Below are 13,305 nucleotides of genomic sequence, written 5' to 3' on the forward strand. Positions count from 1 at the left end.
CAGGGTGTGCCCGCGGGCGGAGAGGGTTATCTGACGTAGACTAATCGCCGTGTCAGATAGCCTCACTACGAATACCACCCAAGCGCGACCTGCTAGCTCCCGCTTCACCGCCGCCCCCGCGGGCCTGCGGTGGACCGCGATCATTGCCGGACTGATTGGTTTCCTGTGTTTTGTAGCCACCCCGCTACTGCCGGTGACCCAAACTCAGTCCTCTTATGACTGGCCGCAGCATGATTCCGTGCAATCCATCAACGCGCCACTCATTTCCGTGGCGCCGGAGGATCTTCAGGCCACTATCCCTATCTCCGCAGTTGATGAGCTGCGTGAGGGACAGTCCATGGTCTACGGCACCGTCCCGCCGGAGTCAAAAAAGGCCTCCAACCGCGGTCTTTTCGTCCGCGCGAATGAGGAGGGCCTTTCCGTTGTCTCCTTGGATGAGGTTCTGCTTACCCTCAACTCCAAAGAGGTAGCCAAGCTCCCTAAGGACGCCAAGATTGAGATTTCCGCTACGGGCGATGGCACCAGCGTGCGCGTGGGGGATCATGAAAAGACCACCGAGGAGGATCTTCGCCCGCAGGTCACCGGTGTCTATACCGAAATAGACGATAAAGCGGACGTGCAGGCCCTGCTTGACGACGGCCTCAATGTGCACGTCGATATCAACTCCCGCTTCACCTCCTCCCCGACGGTGCTCAAGACCATCGCCATGTGGCTGGGCACCGCCATGGTGGTCGTATCCCTGTTCTGCCTATGGCGCATCGACCGCCTCGATGGCCGCCGCTTTGGCTTCATGCCTAAGACGTGGAAGAAGGTGCGCCCGCTCGATGGCGTGGTGGCCGCCGTCTTGGGATTTTGGTATATCTTCGGCGCCAATACCTCCGATGATGGCTTCATCTTCTCCATGAGCCGCGTCTTCGATCACGCGACCTACATGGCCAACTACTACCGCTGGTACGGCGTGCCAGAGGCGCCCTTCGGCGCCCCCTATTATGACCTGGTTGCCGTTCTCTCCCAGATTTCCACCGCCTCGGTCTTCGTGCGCTTGCCCGGCCTGATTTCTGGGCTCATCATCTGGTTTATCCTCTCCCGCGAGATACTCCCGCGCTTTGGCCAGCTTGTCGACGGCCGCCGGGTCGCTCACTGGACCGCGGCGCTTATGTTCTTGGCCTTCTGGCTGCCCTATAACAACGGCACCCGCCCCGAGCCCATCGTGGCGCTTGGCGTGATGTTTACTTGGGCCTCTTTTGAGCGTGCCATTTCCACCCACCGCCTGCTCCCGGCGGCCGTGGGCACCATCGCCGCAACCATCACCTTGGCCGCCGGCCCCACCGGCCTCTTTGCCGTGGGCGTTTTCCTGGTCAGCCTGCCGCACCTCTTCCGCGCCATGGCCGAGCGCGTACCGTCCATGGGCGGTGGCACCTTGGGCTGGCTCGCGCTCATTGCGCCATTCCTTAGCGCTGGCACCGCCATCATGGTTGCCGCCTTTGGTGACCAGACGCTATCGACCGTGCTGGAGTCCACCCGCGTGCGCTCCGAGGTTGGCCCCTCCCTGCCGTGGTACGCGGAGTACGCGCGCTACTCCACCCTCTTCCAGGAATCGGTGGATGGCTCGCTCACCCGCCGCTTCGCGGTCTTCACCATGCTCTTCTGCCTAGTGCTCATCGTGGCGGCCTTCATCAAAGACCGCCGTGTCGTCGGTGCTGCCGTTGGCCCGACCCAGCGCCTGCTCATTATTGTGGCGCTGTCCATGTTCTTCCTCATGTTCACCCCCACCAAGTGGACCCACCACTTTGGCATCTACGCCGGCGTGGCCGGTGTTATCGCCGCCCTCGGTGCCGTGGTGCTCTCCCAATTCGCACTGCGCTCGCCGCGCGCTCGCACCTTCGCTATCGCCGCGGTGGTCTTCTTATTGGCCATCTCTTTCGCCGGCTGGAACGCTTGGTGGTACGTTTCCTCCTTTGGCATCCCGTGGTGGGACCGTACGGTGCAATTCAAGGCCATCGAGGCCAATAAGGTGCTCCTTGCCATCGCGCTGGTCATCTTCGCCATCGGCATAGTGCAGTCCCTGCGCCATAGCTACCGCAAGTCCCAAGCAGAAGAGGCCGGCACCCTGGCGGAATTTGAGAAAAATGCCGCCGCTAAGGTTTCGCGCTCCGCCGGTATCATGTCCGCGCCCATCGCCTTGGCCTGTGCCATCGTGATAGCGCTATCGTGTGCTTCCTTTGCCAAGGCCACCGTCTCGCAGGCGGATTCCTACTCCGTGGGCAAGGGCAACGTGGCCTCCCTGCGCGGCAATACCTGCGCTCTGGCGGATCAGACCATGGTGGAGACCAACACCAATGATTCCTTCCTGACCCCGGTTGAAGGCGACTTGGGCGATTCCCTGGTGGACCAGGACGAGACCCACAAGGGCTTCGATCCAAACTTCATCCCTGAATCCATCGAGCCGGAAAACCAGAATTCCGCCTCCGTAGGTGCCATCGCGGATGGCTCCAGCGACTCCTCCTCCGATAGCGCGGAGACCGCTACCTCGGGTGCGGATACCGAATCCGGCGGTAACAGCGATTCCGCGGATTCCCAGGAGACAAAGAATAAGCAAGACAAAAAGGACAAGAAGTCCAAGGAAACCACCAATACCTCGGAGGGTGGAGTACGCGGCACTGAGGGTGTCAATGGCTCTACCATGCACCTGCCGTTCAACCTGGATTACACCAAGGTCCCGGTGCTCGGCTCCTATTCCGAGGAGCAAGACTCCACCTCTGAAGTGACCACCAAGTGGTACAACCTGCCAGAGGCCAAGGACAATACTCCCGTGCTCGCCGTATCTGCAGCCGGCAATATCTACCACCACGACGTCAACGGGGTAGAGCAGGAAGGCATGAAGCTTAGCCTCGAGTACGGCACCATCGATGACTCCGGAAAGGTCACCAATACTGGCGAGGAAGAACTCTCCGCCGTCGGTGCCACGCCAAAGTGGCGCAACCTGCGCCTGCCACTGGATAAGTTGCCAAAGGATGCCAACGTGGTGCGCCTGGTAGCAACGGATGACTCCACCGATGAGGATGACTGGCTGGCCTTTACTCCGCCGCGCGTCCCAGAGCTAGACACCATCAATAACCAGTTCTCCAAGGACACCCCGGCGCTATTGGACTGGGCCGTAGCCCTACAGTTCCCGTGCCAGCGCACCTTTGACCACTTTGCCGGCGTTACCGAAATTCCGCAGTACCGCATCCTGCCGGACTCCTCGGCACAGACCTCGCTGACGGATTTCCAGTCCTTCTCCGGCGGTGGCGCCATGTCCACCGCGGAGGCGGTCAACTACTCCTATGAGATCCCGAGCTACCTCAATAATGACTGGGCCCGCGACTGGGGTGCCATCGAAAAGTACGAACTGCGTACCGATTCACAGGGCAATGCCCCAGTCCCAGCCGAGATTGATTATGAGGACATTACCCGTTCCGGACTGTGGAAAGACTCCGAGATGAAGATTCGCCCCGAGGGCGAAGAGTAACCTCCCCAGCGGCCGCACTCCGATCCAGCTTCGGGGCGCGCAAGCGCCGTACGATCCAATCACCTACGAAAAAGAGCAATAGCGAAGCGCCAAAGAGAGGCGCGATGATTGAGTAGGCCACCGCCCCCGCCAGCACGGCGGGGGTAATTTTTAGCTCGGGCAGGCTGCGGCGCGGTTTCTTCCACCACATCCACAGGCCCGCAATGCTCACCACGAGCAGGCCGAGGGCGAGTACCGCCAATGCAACCTGGCTATAGATTCCAAAAAGCGTCCCCATGTGCAGCTGGATGAGCCACGAAGTAAGCTGCGCGGCAAGCGGCCAATCGGCGGAATTGATGCGGTCGATGACCTCGCCGTTCGGAGTAACCGCTACGGCGTCGCTGCGTAACTTGAAGGCCGCACGAGCCTCCCGCACGCCCCACGCATCGCCGGGCTTTTCCGGCGGAGTCATTTCCAGCACCCCGGTCAAACCCTGGCTACGGGCGGTCGATTCTGCAGTTTGGGCTCCGGCGAGTTCTGCGGCATCGTGGTTTCCCGTATGCCCAGCGTGCCCCGCGTGCCCCACGTGCTCGGCGTGGTTGGCATGCTCCCCCGCCCCAGTGCTAGCCCCCGCTTCTGCAACGGAGGTGGCCACGGACGGTTCCTTCCAATTAAGTTCCTCCCGCACCTTGCCAATACTTGTGCCCGCTACCAGCGACCATGTCAGGCCAGTAACCGTAAGAAAGAGGAAGCCCGGCAACAACCAGGCACCCACGCGGGCGTGCAGCGCCAGTACCTTAGAGGGCTGCTTCTTATTCCTTTGTTTACGCTTGAGCCACAGGTAGAGACCGAGGATGCTCAGCGCGCCGAGCCACGAGGCCGCAAGTTCGGCATAGAGACGGCCAGGCTCGCCCAACCATAGGGTGCGGTGGCCATTAGAGGCCCACGTACGGAAAGGCAGCGCCCGCGAGCCGCCATATTGTTGTAGTTCGCCAGTGATGTGCAGATCCACCGGGTCTACAAAGACGGCGTGGGTATAGCTGGAATTGGGAGCGGTGGGGTCGTCGAAAAGCACGCGGGTGGTCTCCTGCGGATCTTCGGAAGGCTCGACTCGAACCACGGTCCCATCCGGGTGCTGGCGCTGGGCGGCGGCAATCTGTTCATCAAGGCTGCGCGGGCTGCCTTGCGCGGTGGCTGTCACCTCATCGTGGTAAATCCACGGTTCAAAGGTGGGCGCCAAGGCATAGAGAAACCCGCTTAACGCTGCGACGATGAGAAAGGGCGCAATGATTACGCCGGTGAATTTATGCAGGCGCGATAGCGCGCCATGAGTGGATATGGTCATGCGGAACTAGTCGCGATCCTATTGAAACTAGTTCCCTTTTAGCATGGAACCGCCAGGGAATTGTTATTTTTCCAACTCCTCTGCCAGAAACGCGGCCGCATCCCGCACGCGCTGACGGGCAACCGCCGGGGTAGACACGCGGTGGGTGGAAACATAATCGCGCGCCACGGCGCCGGGCACAGAAACACGCGCAGCAATCTCATCCTCGGTCGCGGTCTGGACGAAAATATCCGTGCAGAGCTTAGAAAGGTCCGCAGGAATTGCATAGCCGGCACGGAGATCCTCAGGCAGATTTTCCAGGGCACCGAAATCGGGGAAGGTGAGCAGGAGGGCGTCGGCAGGCGCAAGCGCCGCTAGTGCCCCGCCGGAGGAATATCCCCAGGTAGTAACGCTGGAAGCATCCTGCGCGCGGGCATAGTCGATGGCCTGCTGCACGGCAGTGACCATCTCCGCCACGGTGTGCGCAGGCGCGAGCGGATAATCCACATCAATGATGGTGGTACCGGATAGCTGTGCGGCGGCTGCTACCTCAGGGCGCCACTGCATCTCCAGCGCCTGGCCAGCACCGCGCCACCAGCCGCCCGAGTGGAGCGACACCGCCCAGCGGCCGGTGGACTTTGTGGGCCGAAAAATGGTTCCCACCTCGGATTCTTCCACGCTGATGCCCTCCGTATAGGCGGTGCCCGGCAGCGCATGATCCACCGCAGTGCCGAGCACCATCATTGCCGCGTGTGTAATCCGGTCCGGCAAGAGCGCGCAATATTGATCCGCCTCAGGAGAGCCGCCCCCAGCCCACGGCGGGCGGAAATCCGGGGTGTCGTAGTGGGCATCGATATAGGCAACGAGCTGCTCAAGCTGCTCCTTGTCGTCCATCTGACGGTCCTGGCCGCCGATGTGCCACTCCTGTCCCGGCTCCAGCGGGCGGTGCGGATCCTGGTTAGCATCTGCGTTAGTCATGCCACCGAGCCTACGCGCACCGCCTACCGGCGGAAAGGTCTACCAAATGGTGACGCGATCCTCCGGCGCAATGTACATGGAAGAATCTTCTGCCACGTCAAAGGCCTCGTAAAACTCCGCAATATTGGCCGCAATGAGGTTGCAGCGGAACTCCGCCGGCGAGTGCGGGTCAATGGCTAGGTACTGGGTGGCCATCTCCGGACGGATGGCGGTGCGCCATACGCGGGCCCAGGACAGGAAGAAGCGCTGTAGGCCATTGTAGGTGTGCTCAGCCAGCTCTGGCTCGGCACCGTCTACCTCGAACTTTTCCTCCTTGCCCTGCAGGTCGATGCCCTTATCGGCGCAGTAGTTCTTAAAAGCCACCACGGCGATACCCAGGCCGCCTAGGTCACCGATATTCTCGCCCAGGGTAAAGCTGCCGTTCACCCCAGTAGATTCGATGCCGGCCTCCTTGAGCACCGTCGGTACCTGGCCATTGAACTGCTCCACCAGCTTGGCGGTGAGCTTTTCAAAGGCGGCGCGATCCTCATCGGACCACCAGGAGTTCAGGTTGCCCTGACCATCAAACTGCGAGCCCTGGTCATCAAAGCCGTGGCCGATCTCGTGGCCGATGACAGCACCGATGGCGCCGAAGTTTTCTGCGGCATCGGCCTTCGGGTTATAGAACGGCGGGCGCAGGATTGCCGCTGGGAAGGTGATGTCATTGACCACTGGGTTATAAAAGGCGTTGACCGTTTGCGGGGTAGTCACCCATTCATCGCGATCGGCCGGCTTGCCAATCTTGGCCAGCTCGAAGTCGTGAGAAAAGGCAGAGCCGGCACGCGCATTAGCCAACAGGTCCGCGCCCTTGCCGGAGACCTCGAGGCCGGAGTAATCGCGCCAGGAATCCGGGAAGCCAATCTTGGCCTTGAACTGGGAAAGTTTCTCCAAGGCACGCTCGCGGGTGGCCGGGGTCATCCACTCCAGCTGGGAGATGCGCTCACGGTAGGCGGCGATGAGGTAGTCCACCAGCTCATCCATCTCTTGCTTGGAGGAGTCCGGGAAGTGCTTATCCACGAATACCTGGCCAATCTCTTCGCCCACGAGGGACTCAGCCAGGCCTACCGCGCGCTTCCACCGGTCGCGCTGCTGGGTGGCGCCGGAGAGCTTGGTGCCGTAGAACTCAAAGTTCTTCGCGCCTACTTCCTCCGGCAGCATGGCCGCGCGGGAGCGCAGGATGTGCCAGGTGGCCCACAGCTGCCAATCGGCCATGCGCTCGGAGGTAAAAAGGCTCTCGAAGTGCTCGAGGTAGGACGGCATCATATTGACTACGCGGTGCTCCGGCAGGTTGCCGCCGGAGAGCACGGCCCGCGCCATGGCGGGCAGCTCGCCAAACTCACACGGGTTATAGGTCTTGACCGCATCGCGTGTGGAGACCACATCCCAATGGCCAGCGGCAAGTTCCTTTTCCAAGCCCACGATGCGCTGGGCGGCTACCTCGGCGCCTAGGCCAAAGAGGCGGGCTGGGTCGAGGAACTCCAGCATCTCTGCCACATGCTTTTCATAGGCGGCCAGTGTTTCGGCGTGAGCTTCCTCGCGGTAATAAGCCTCATCCGGCAGGCCCAGGCCGGATTGAATGACATAGGCAATGGCGTCCTCGGAACCAGAGTCCTTGGATACCCAAAAGGTCACCGGGGAGCCGACACCGGTGCGCTCGAGTTCACCCAGGCGTTGCGCTAATTCCTCTGGGTCGGCCGCGCTCAGGCGGTCCAGATCCGCATCCAATGGAGCCATGCCGGCCGCATTAACCCCTTCGGTATCCATAAAGGAGGCATAGAGCTTGCCCGGTCGGCCGGTGTCCTTTTCCACGATTTCGTGGACGAGTTCTTCAGCTTCGTCGCGCAGCGCGTGAAAGGTGCCGTCCACGCCGCGATCATCGGGAATAACGTGGCTTTCCAGCCAGGGTCCATTGACTAGTTGATAAAGATCTTTCATGCTTGCCACTCTAGGGCAAAGCGACAAGATAAGGTGTGGTCCATGAATTTTTATCGCTTTCCTCCAGCGCATCCGCGGCGCCTTTTCTGCGCCGTCATTGCGTTCGTGGCGGTGGTTCTTGCCCTGCCCATGATCGTGCAGGCGGCGCTGGGGGATTCTTCCGCAGACGTCGAGCAGGTCACCCTAGCCGAGCCCAGCCAGGACTGGGAGATTGACGTTCCCGATCTTTATTGCGAGCGCGACTATGAATCCCTCGCCAGCATCGGCTGGAACTGCGGCGATGTCAGCGTACAAGCCACCCTTACCGAGGATGCCAAAGACGATGCCACCACCTTGCGCCGCATGGTCCGCGCCCTAGCCATGGCGCCTTTGCCGGCCGATGCCCCTACCTTCGACGGCACTAACGGGGCACTCCTGCTTGCCGACGCCCCCTCCTCCACCGCCGCCCTCTCCCTCGACGGCACCGGCGAGGACGAAAACAAGGATTGGGTGGTCACCGTGACCGGCAAGGGTGAGCAGGCCCGCGCCACCGCCTCCCGCATTTGGCATGCCTTCGGCCAAAAGGATCTACCCGCCGATGCCGATTCAGAATTCGCTGATTTCTCCGGGGAGTTGATGTTCTAGATGTCTAAGCTCTTTCGCACCACGCTGTGGATCTTATCCGCCATTGGACTCATCGCCTTCTTTTTCCAGACGCTAAGCACATTTTTGATTTCTCCCCTGATGGGCCTGCTCAGCCTGCTCATCGCCGCCATACTCGTGGCGCTGGTCATCTACCTTCTGCAGCGCAGCCCCATGTGGGCCCGCCCGGCGCGCCTATGGGCCACGCTGGCTTTCCTTTGGGGCGGCGGAGTAGCCGTTGCCTTGGCGCTTATCAGCGCTGGGCCGGTCATGCAGCTCGCCATTGGCTCCGGCTGGGTCGACGCCATGATGTCGTGGAGCGGTGCCTATCCGGAAGAAATTTCTAAGGCCACCGGCGTAATCTTCGTGCTCATGTCCTTCCGCCAGCTCAACCGCCCGTGGCACGGCTGGATGGTGGGCGCAGTGGTGGGCCTTGGCTTCGAGGCCTGCGAAAATATCCTCTACGGCGCCATGGGCGCCACCATGCATCCTGATAGCGATATCCAGGGGCTTTTTGAAATGTGGGGCCTGCGCCTTATCGCCGGTCCTGGCCTACACGTATTGCTCACCGCGCTGGCCGGCTGGGGCATCGGCTGGGCACTCTATGCCGCCGCCAAACCCTGGTGGTGGCGCATCGGAGTCTTCCTCGGCGCCCTAGCCGCCTCCTTTACACTGCACTTCTGCTGGAATTACCTGCACGATTCCGAGGTGGCCTCGATCATCCAAGCCGTTGTCGTGGCGCTTATTCTTTACCCGCTGAGCATCTGGCTGGTGCTGCGCGGTAATAAGCTTGCCAAAACCGACGAGAGCTACAGCCACAGCACCGCCGAAGACGCCCTCGCCTTCATCCGTTAGCACTTGCACAAAATTATTGAGGTACCCAAGTTTCGTTTTAATAAGCGGGAAAACTTGGGGTACGTCACTCGACTATTTCGCCATCGCTGCAGCCAAGAAGCTTCGTAATTCTTGTCCCAGGTTTTCTAAGTCCGTGCAAGCAAAATGGCCAGGGTTCCACACCAAATACAGCGGTACCCCTTGCAGACTTTCATTCCCTGCGGTGATTCCTAGCGGTACCAAATCAGATTCCGCAATTTCAGTACATATAGCCAACGCTCTTCCCGCTTTAGCCAGAGCCAATAAGGTTGCGGTGTCATCGCATTCAATTACTTCTCCGAGCGAGGCACCGACAGTGCCGAGGAAAGCATCAAAGAGCGTCCGAGACACGCTTCGGTGAGTAGGTAGCGCCAATCTATATTGGATTAGCTGCGAAATATCAACACTACTTTGATGTGCGAGCTCACAATTTGGAGCTACCCAAACCCGAATAGGTGCATACCCCAATGCGTGGAAACTTAGGCCTTCCCGCGGCGGTAGCGGCGATACCACTGCGTCAGCGCTACCTTCCAAAGCCTTAAAAGCCGCATAGTGTTCTATCGGTTGAGTAGTAAGGACTGGAGTTCCTACTCTTGCGGTGGCAATCAGCGGAGCCAAAAGGGTGGAAATAGTAGTTTGCGTTGCTGCTATAGTTAGCTGCTTCACGGAACCGTGCCGCAGACTATCCGCGGCTTGCTCAGCTCTGCGGTTTTCGGCATAGAGACGGCGGCATGAAGAAACAAGAGAGCGTCCCGCCTCATTGAGCCGCAGTGCGGAACTGGAGGAGCCGCCAGCACTAGTTCCCCGCTCCAACAGCTCTAAACCAACTTCTTTCTCAAAGCGTCGCAATTGACGGCTAAGTGCCGGTTGAGTGATGCCAAGTCGGTCCGCTGCCGCCGTTACTGTGGGTGAATCCGCCAGGGTAAGGAAATATTTGACGCGTTGAATATCCACCCGACCATTTTAACCACTGATTATGTCTAATGGTAATGAAACTATGACATGTTAGGCATTAGACAGGCATGGCATCACAAATGGATAATACGCAGGGTGATTTACTGCACATTTTTCGAGGAGTGACCGTTATGTCTCATCGCCACGTTGGTACCGCTATTGCTGAATCGCTTGAAGCCCATGGCACTGCCCGAGCCTTCCTCGTCCCCGGTGAAAGCTTTCTTCCCGTATTGGACGGACTGTATAACTCGCCGGTACAGGCCATTGTGTCCCGCCAAGAAGGGGGCGCGTCTTATATGGCAGAGGCATATGGCAAAGCTACCGGCGAACCCGGTGTAGCTATGGTTACCCGCGGCCCCGGAGCTTCCAATGCCTTCGTGGGAGTCCACACCGGCTGGCAAGACGGTACCCCAATGGTAATCTTCATCGGGCTCATTCCCTTTTCCGACCGCGACCGCGAGTCTTTTCAGGAGTTTGATCCCAAGGCTTGGTTTGGCACGCAAGCTAAACAGGTCTTCGTACTCGATGATCCAAAGCGTGCGTCCCGGGTCGTGGCAGAAGCCTTTTTCCAGGCCAAACAAGGTCGCCCTGGACCGGTCATCGTCGGATTACCTGAAGACGTCCTCTACCAGGACTTTGACGGTGAAATCGAGGTGCCCATTCCAGTGCCTGAGGGAGCCGTTTCCGGTGCAGATATCTCCTATATTTCAGAGAAGCTAACTGCTGCCCAGAAACCTTTAATGTTCGTTGGGGGCGGCCGATGGACTCCAGAATGCGCGCGAACTATTGAGAAATTCGCCGAAGAAAATCAGATTCCTGTTGTTCATGATTTCCGCGCCAGCGACCGCATTTCCTTTTCTTCACCGGCAAATGCCGGCTGGTTAGGATACGGACGTAATGAGCGTGCAGCGCAACTCCTAAAGCAAGCCGATGTGCTGATTGAAGTAGGAGCCGTCCTTACCGATGTCCCCTCCGATGGCTATACCTTGCGCCAAGATCCACACTCGGAAAATATCGTAGTCAATATCGACACTGGTCTACGCGGGCATTCCGGCACCGTCAGCCGCCACGTCTTATCCTCCCCTGTAGCATTTGCTTCAGCGGTTAAGGATATTGATGCCGGAGAGATATCGGCAGAACAAACAGAGTGGTTTGCTGCTGCCCATCGCGCTCACCAAGAGTTTGCCACGCTTCCAGACGAGGCGGGATGGCGAGAAAATTCCGCCGATTCTGCCCACATGGAAGCCGTAATTAAAGCACTCCAAGAACAACTCCCGCACGATGCTATTTTCACTTTTGGTGCAGGAAACCATTGCATTTGGGCACAACAGTATTTAGCGACCGAGCATTTTCCTTCACAGCTAGCTGCGCGCAATGGCTCTATGGGATATTCCGTACCAGGCGCCGTATCGGCCAAGTTGCAGTTTCCTGAACGCACTGTAGTTGCCATTGCCGGTGACGGAGAATACCTAATGAACGGTCAAGAACTTGCCACTGCTTTGCAGTTTGCAGCGCCATTTTTGACAGTGATTATGTCCAACGGTGAATTCGGCACTATCCGCGACCACCAGAAGAACCACTTCCCCGATCGCGTGTCAGGAACGCAGCTAGCAAATCCGGACTTTGCTGCCGTTGCCCGCGGTTATGGCGCCTATGGAGAGTCCGTGAATACTGATGCGGATGTCCCCGGCGCCATCGAACGCGCTTTAGAAGCAGTAAAGAACGGCACCCCAGCCGTGGTCAATGTGTACACAGATCAAGATCTTTCACTTCCCCCAGCAAAACGAGACCAATCTACGTAGCGGCAGACTTTAACCGATAAAGCACCATTTCTATGTAGGGGACGTCGCTAGGCACAATAGGTGATAATCCTGTAATTGAGTGAAAGCTCCTCAGCCGGTTAATCACTGTGTTGCGATGGCAATTTAACGCACGAGCAGTGGTCTTGACGGAGCCATCAACAAAATAGGATTTGACGGTTTTAACCAGCTTAATACGTTCCTTTTCTGGCAGCTTCTGAATGTAACTTACTCGTTCATCGATGAGACCAGGAAGCAAGCGGTACCCATAGCTGCTTAGCGCAATAGGGAAAGCTTCTTTAGCCGTCAATAGTCCAGCACCACCAATGGTGTCAGTGTTTTCCATATCCATAGCCATTTCGATGAGCCCGGCAATACAGGCACGCACCGCACCAAGCCCGCGCTGGGCTGGAAGAACAATACTAGCCACAGCTTTTGCGGAATCCTCGCAAGGGTGTGCCCCACCTTTACAGGCTTCCTTGGCCGTGGTTTCTGAGCTCTCCTCAGCGTCAGCAGCCCCATTCGTATCTACGACTGTGGGATAAAATGCGCAAAAAGACTGGCGCATATAGATCCCCCAAGCCGCACCAGCCGTCAAGTAAGGCGCTAAAGCCTGTTCCAATTTGGCGGCATGTGCGGGACCAGCAACAAGAACGTCATATAGCGCATGCTGGTCTAGACCTACATGTTGAGCTATAGCTTCAAGATCGGTATCGCTTAACTTTGAGGCACCAAAAAGTCTTTCCAAGTGACGCTGCGCGCTAACGCGTGCATCATTACGCATCGCCGCATGCTGCTGCATAAAAGCTACTCTTACTTGGGAAGAGATCTCGTCCACCGCAGCTTGCACTCGTTCGGCGTGGGAAATAAGCGCACTTTGCGTCTGCGGTGTAGACCTTGCCGCCAACCCGCGCCACAGAACGATGAAATCAAGGCGCATAATTTCAACAACCGCGTTGATTGAAATCCCCTGAAGAGCGCGTAACCGTCCGAGCTCTTGTAAGCGTCGATCAAGGGCAGCTTGTTCACCTGCAGGAAGAGCTTGCGCCCCCTGAGGGGTGTCCCATAGCCTGGCAATCAAAGCGGTAAAGACAGCGTGCGAGGTTTGCCGTAAGTCTTCTTCATCAACCGCAGCATCCCCATAAGGACTGCGGGCAGAGAACTCCAGTATGAACTCATCAACGAATGAATCCACGTCTCCTTCAATACTGCGGACGAGGGCATTCCATTCAGAATCTTCCTCACCTGAAGCCATAGATACTCCCTCCCAGCGAAGCTAGCTACTCATCCAT

At 58.5% G+C, this 13,305-nt stretch carries 9 protein-coding genes; 4 read left to right on the plus strand and 5 right to left on the minus strand.

The genetic code is table 11. The features are described from left to right. The first annotated feature begins 49 nt into the window (after positions 1 to 49). Positions 50 to 3,511, plus strand: a complete 3,462-nt coding sequence (locus I6I12_RS00425; protein WP_200288403.1) for an arabinosyltransferase domain-containing protein — start codon at positions 50 to 52, stop codon at positions 3,509 to 3,511. Here the strand turns inward: I6I12_RS00425 and I6I12_RS00430 are convergent. The 3 genes from I6I12_RS00430 to I6I12_RS00440 all read right to left on the minus strand — a co-directional run bounded on the left by I6I12_RS00430 (position 3,450) and on the right by I6I12_RS00440 (position 7,766). Further along, on the minus strand, positions 3,450 to 4,835 hold the full coding sequence (locus tag I6I12_RS00430; protein WP_023020340.1) for a PepSY-associated TM helix domain-containing protein: 1,386 nt from the start codon (positions 4,833 to 4,835) through the stop codon (positions 3,450 to 3,452). The genes I6I12_RS00425 and I6I12_RS00430 overlap by 62 nt on opposite strands. Before the next feature lie 63 nt (positions 4,836 to 4,898). Continuing rightward, a complete protein-coding gene (locus I6I12_RS00435; protein ID WP_023020339.1) occupies positions 4,899 to 5,792 on the minus strand; it encodes an alpha/beta hydrolase in 894 nt (297 codons plus the stop codon). A gap of 39 nt (positions 5,793 to 5,831) precedes the next feature. Further along, on the minus strand, positions 5,832 to 7,766 hold the full coding sequence (locus I6I12_RS00440; protein WP_023027794.1) for a M13 family metallopeptidase: 1,935 nt from the start codon (positions 7,764 to 7,766) through the stop codon (positions 5,832 to 5,834). Positions 7,767 to 7,808: 42 nt separating this feature from the next. On the opposite strand from I6I12_RS00440, the gene I6I12_RS00445 reads away from it, so the two are divergent. Further along, positions 7,809 to 8,390, plus strand: a complete 582-nt coding sequence (locus I6I12_RS00445; protein WP_023020337.1) for a hypothetical protein — start codon at positions 7,809 to 7,811, stop codon at positions 8,388 to 8,390. Beyond that, positions 8,391 to 9,242 carry a PrsW family intramembrane metalloprotease gene (locus I6I12_RS00450; protein ID WP_023020336.1) on the plus strand — a complete coding sequence of 284 codons (852 nt, stop codon included), beginning with the start codon at positions 8,391 to 8,393 and terminating at the stop codon, positions 9,240 to 9,242. 72 nt (positions 9,243 to 9,314) lie between these two features. Here the strand turns inward: I6I12_RS00450 and I6I12_RS00455 are convergent, their stop codons facing one another. Continuing rightward, entirely contained in the window at positions 9,315 to 10,214 is a 900-nt protein-coding gene (locus I6I12_RS00455; RefSeq protein WP_023020335.1) for a LysR family transcriptional regulator, read from the minus strand. Between the two features lie 131 nt (positions 10,215 to 10,345). Here I6I12_RS00455 and I6I12_RS00460 point away from each other — a divergent pair, with 131 nt between their 5' ends. Next, positions 10,346 to 12,016, plus strand: coding sequence for a thiamine pyrophosphate-dependent enzyme (locus tag I6I12_RS00460; protein ID WP_200288404.1), 1,671 nt, complete (start codon positions 10,346 to 10,348; stop codon positions 12,014 to 12,016). Here the strand turns inward: I6I12_RS00460 and I6I12_RS00465 are convergent. Then, positions 12,009 to 13,268 (minus strand): RsbRD N-terminal domain-containing protein, encoded by a 1,260-nt coding sequence (locus I6I12_RS00465; protein WP_023020333.1) that lies wholly within the window; start codon positions 13,266 to 13,268, stop codon positions 12,009 to 12,011. The genes I6I12_RS00460 and I6I12_RS00465 overlap by 8 nt on opposite strands. Positions 13,269 to 13,305 lie beyond the last annotated feature (37 nt).

This window comes from Corynebacterium kefirresidentii (assembly GCF_016599755.1).
In the GTDB taxonomy this organism is placed as follows: Bacteria; Actinomycetota; Actinomycetes; order Mycobacteriales; family Mycobacteriaceae; genus Corynebacterium; species Corynebacterium kefirresidentii.

Bases quoted from the DNA above. Each gene is read 5' to 3' on its own strand.
- I6I12_RS00445 (WP_023020337.1), top strand. From the start codon at position 7,809: ATGAATTTTTATCGCTTTCCTCCAGCGCATCCGCGGCGCCTTTTCTGC.
- I6I12_RS00430 (WP_023020340.1), bottom strand. From the start codon at position 4,835: ATGACCATATCCACTCATGGCGCGCTATCGCGCCTGCATAAATTCACC.
- I6I12_RS00450 (WP_023020336.1), top strand. From the start codon at position 8,391: ATGTCTAAGCTCTTTCGCACCACGCTGTGGATCTTATCCGCCATTGGA.
- I6I12_RS00465 (WP_023020333.1), bottom strand. From the start codon at position 13,268: ATGGCTTCAGGTGAGGAAGATTCTGAATGGAATGCCCTCGTCCGCAGT.
- I6I12_RS00460 (WP_200288404.1), top strand. From the start codon at position 10,346: ATGTCTCATCGCCACGTTGGTACCGCTATTGCTGAATCGCTTGAAGCC.
- I6I12_RS00435 (WP_023020339.1), bottom strand. From the start codon at position 5,792: ATGACTAACGCAGATGCTAACCAGGATCCGCACCGCCCGCTGGAGCCG.
- I6I12_RS00440 (WP_023027794.1), bottom strand. From the start codon at position 7,766: ATGAAAGATCTTTATCAACTAGTCAATGGACCCTGGCTGGAAAGCCAC.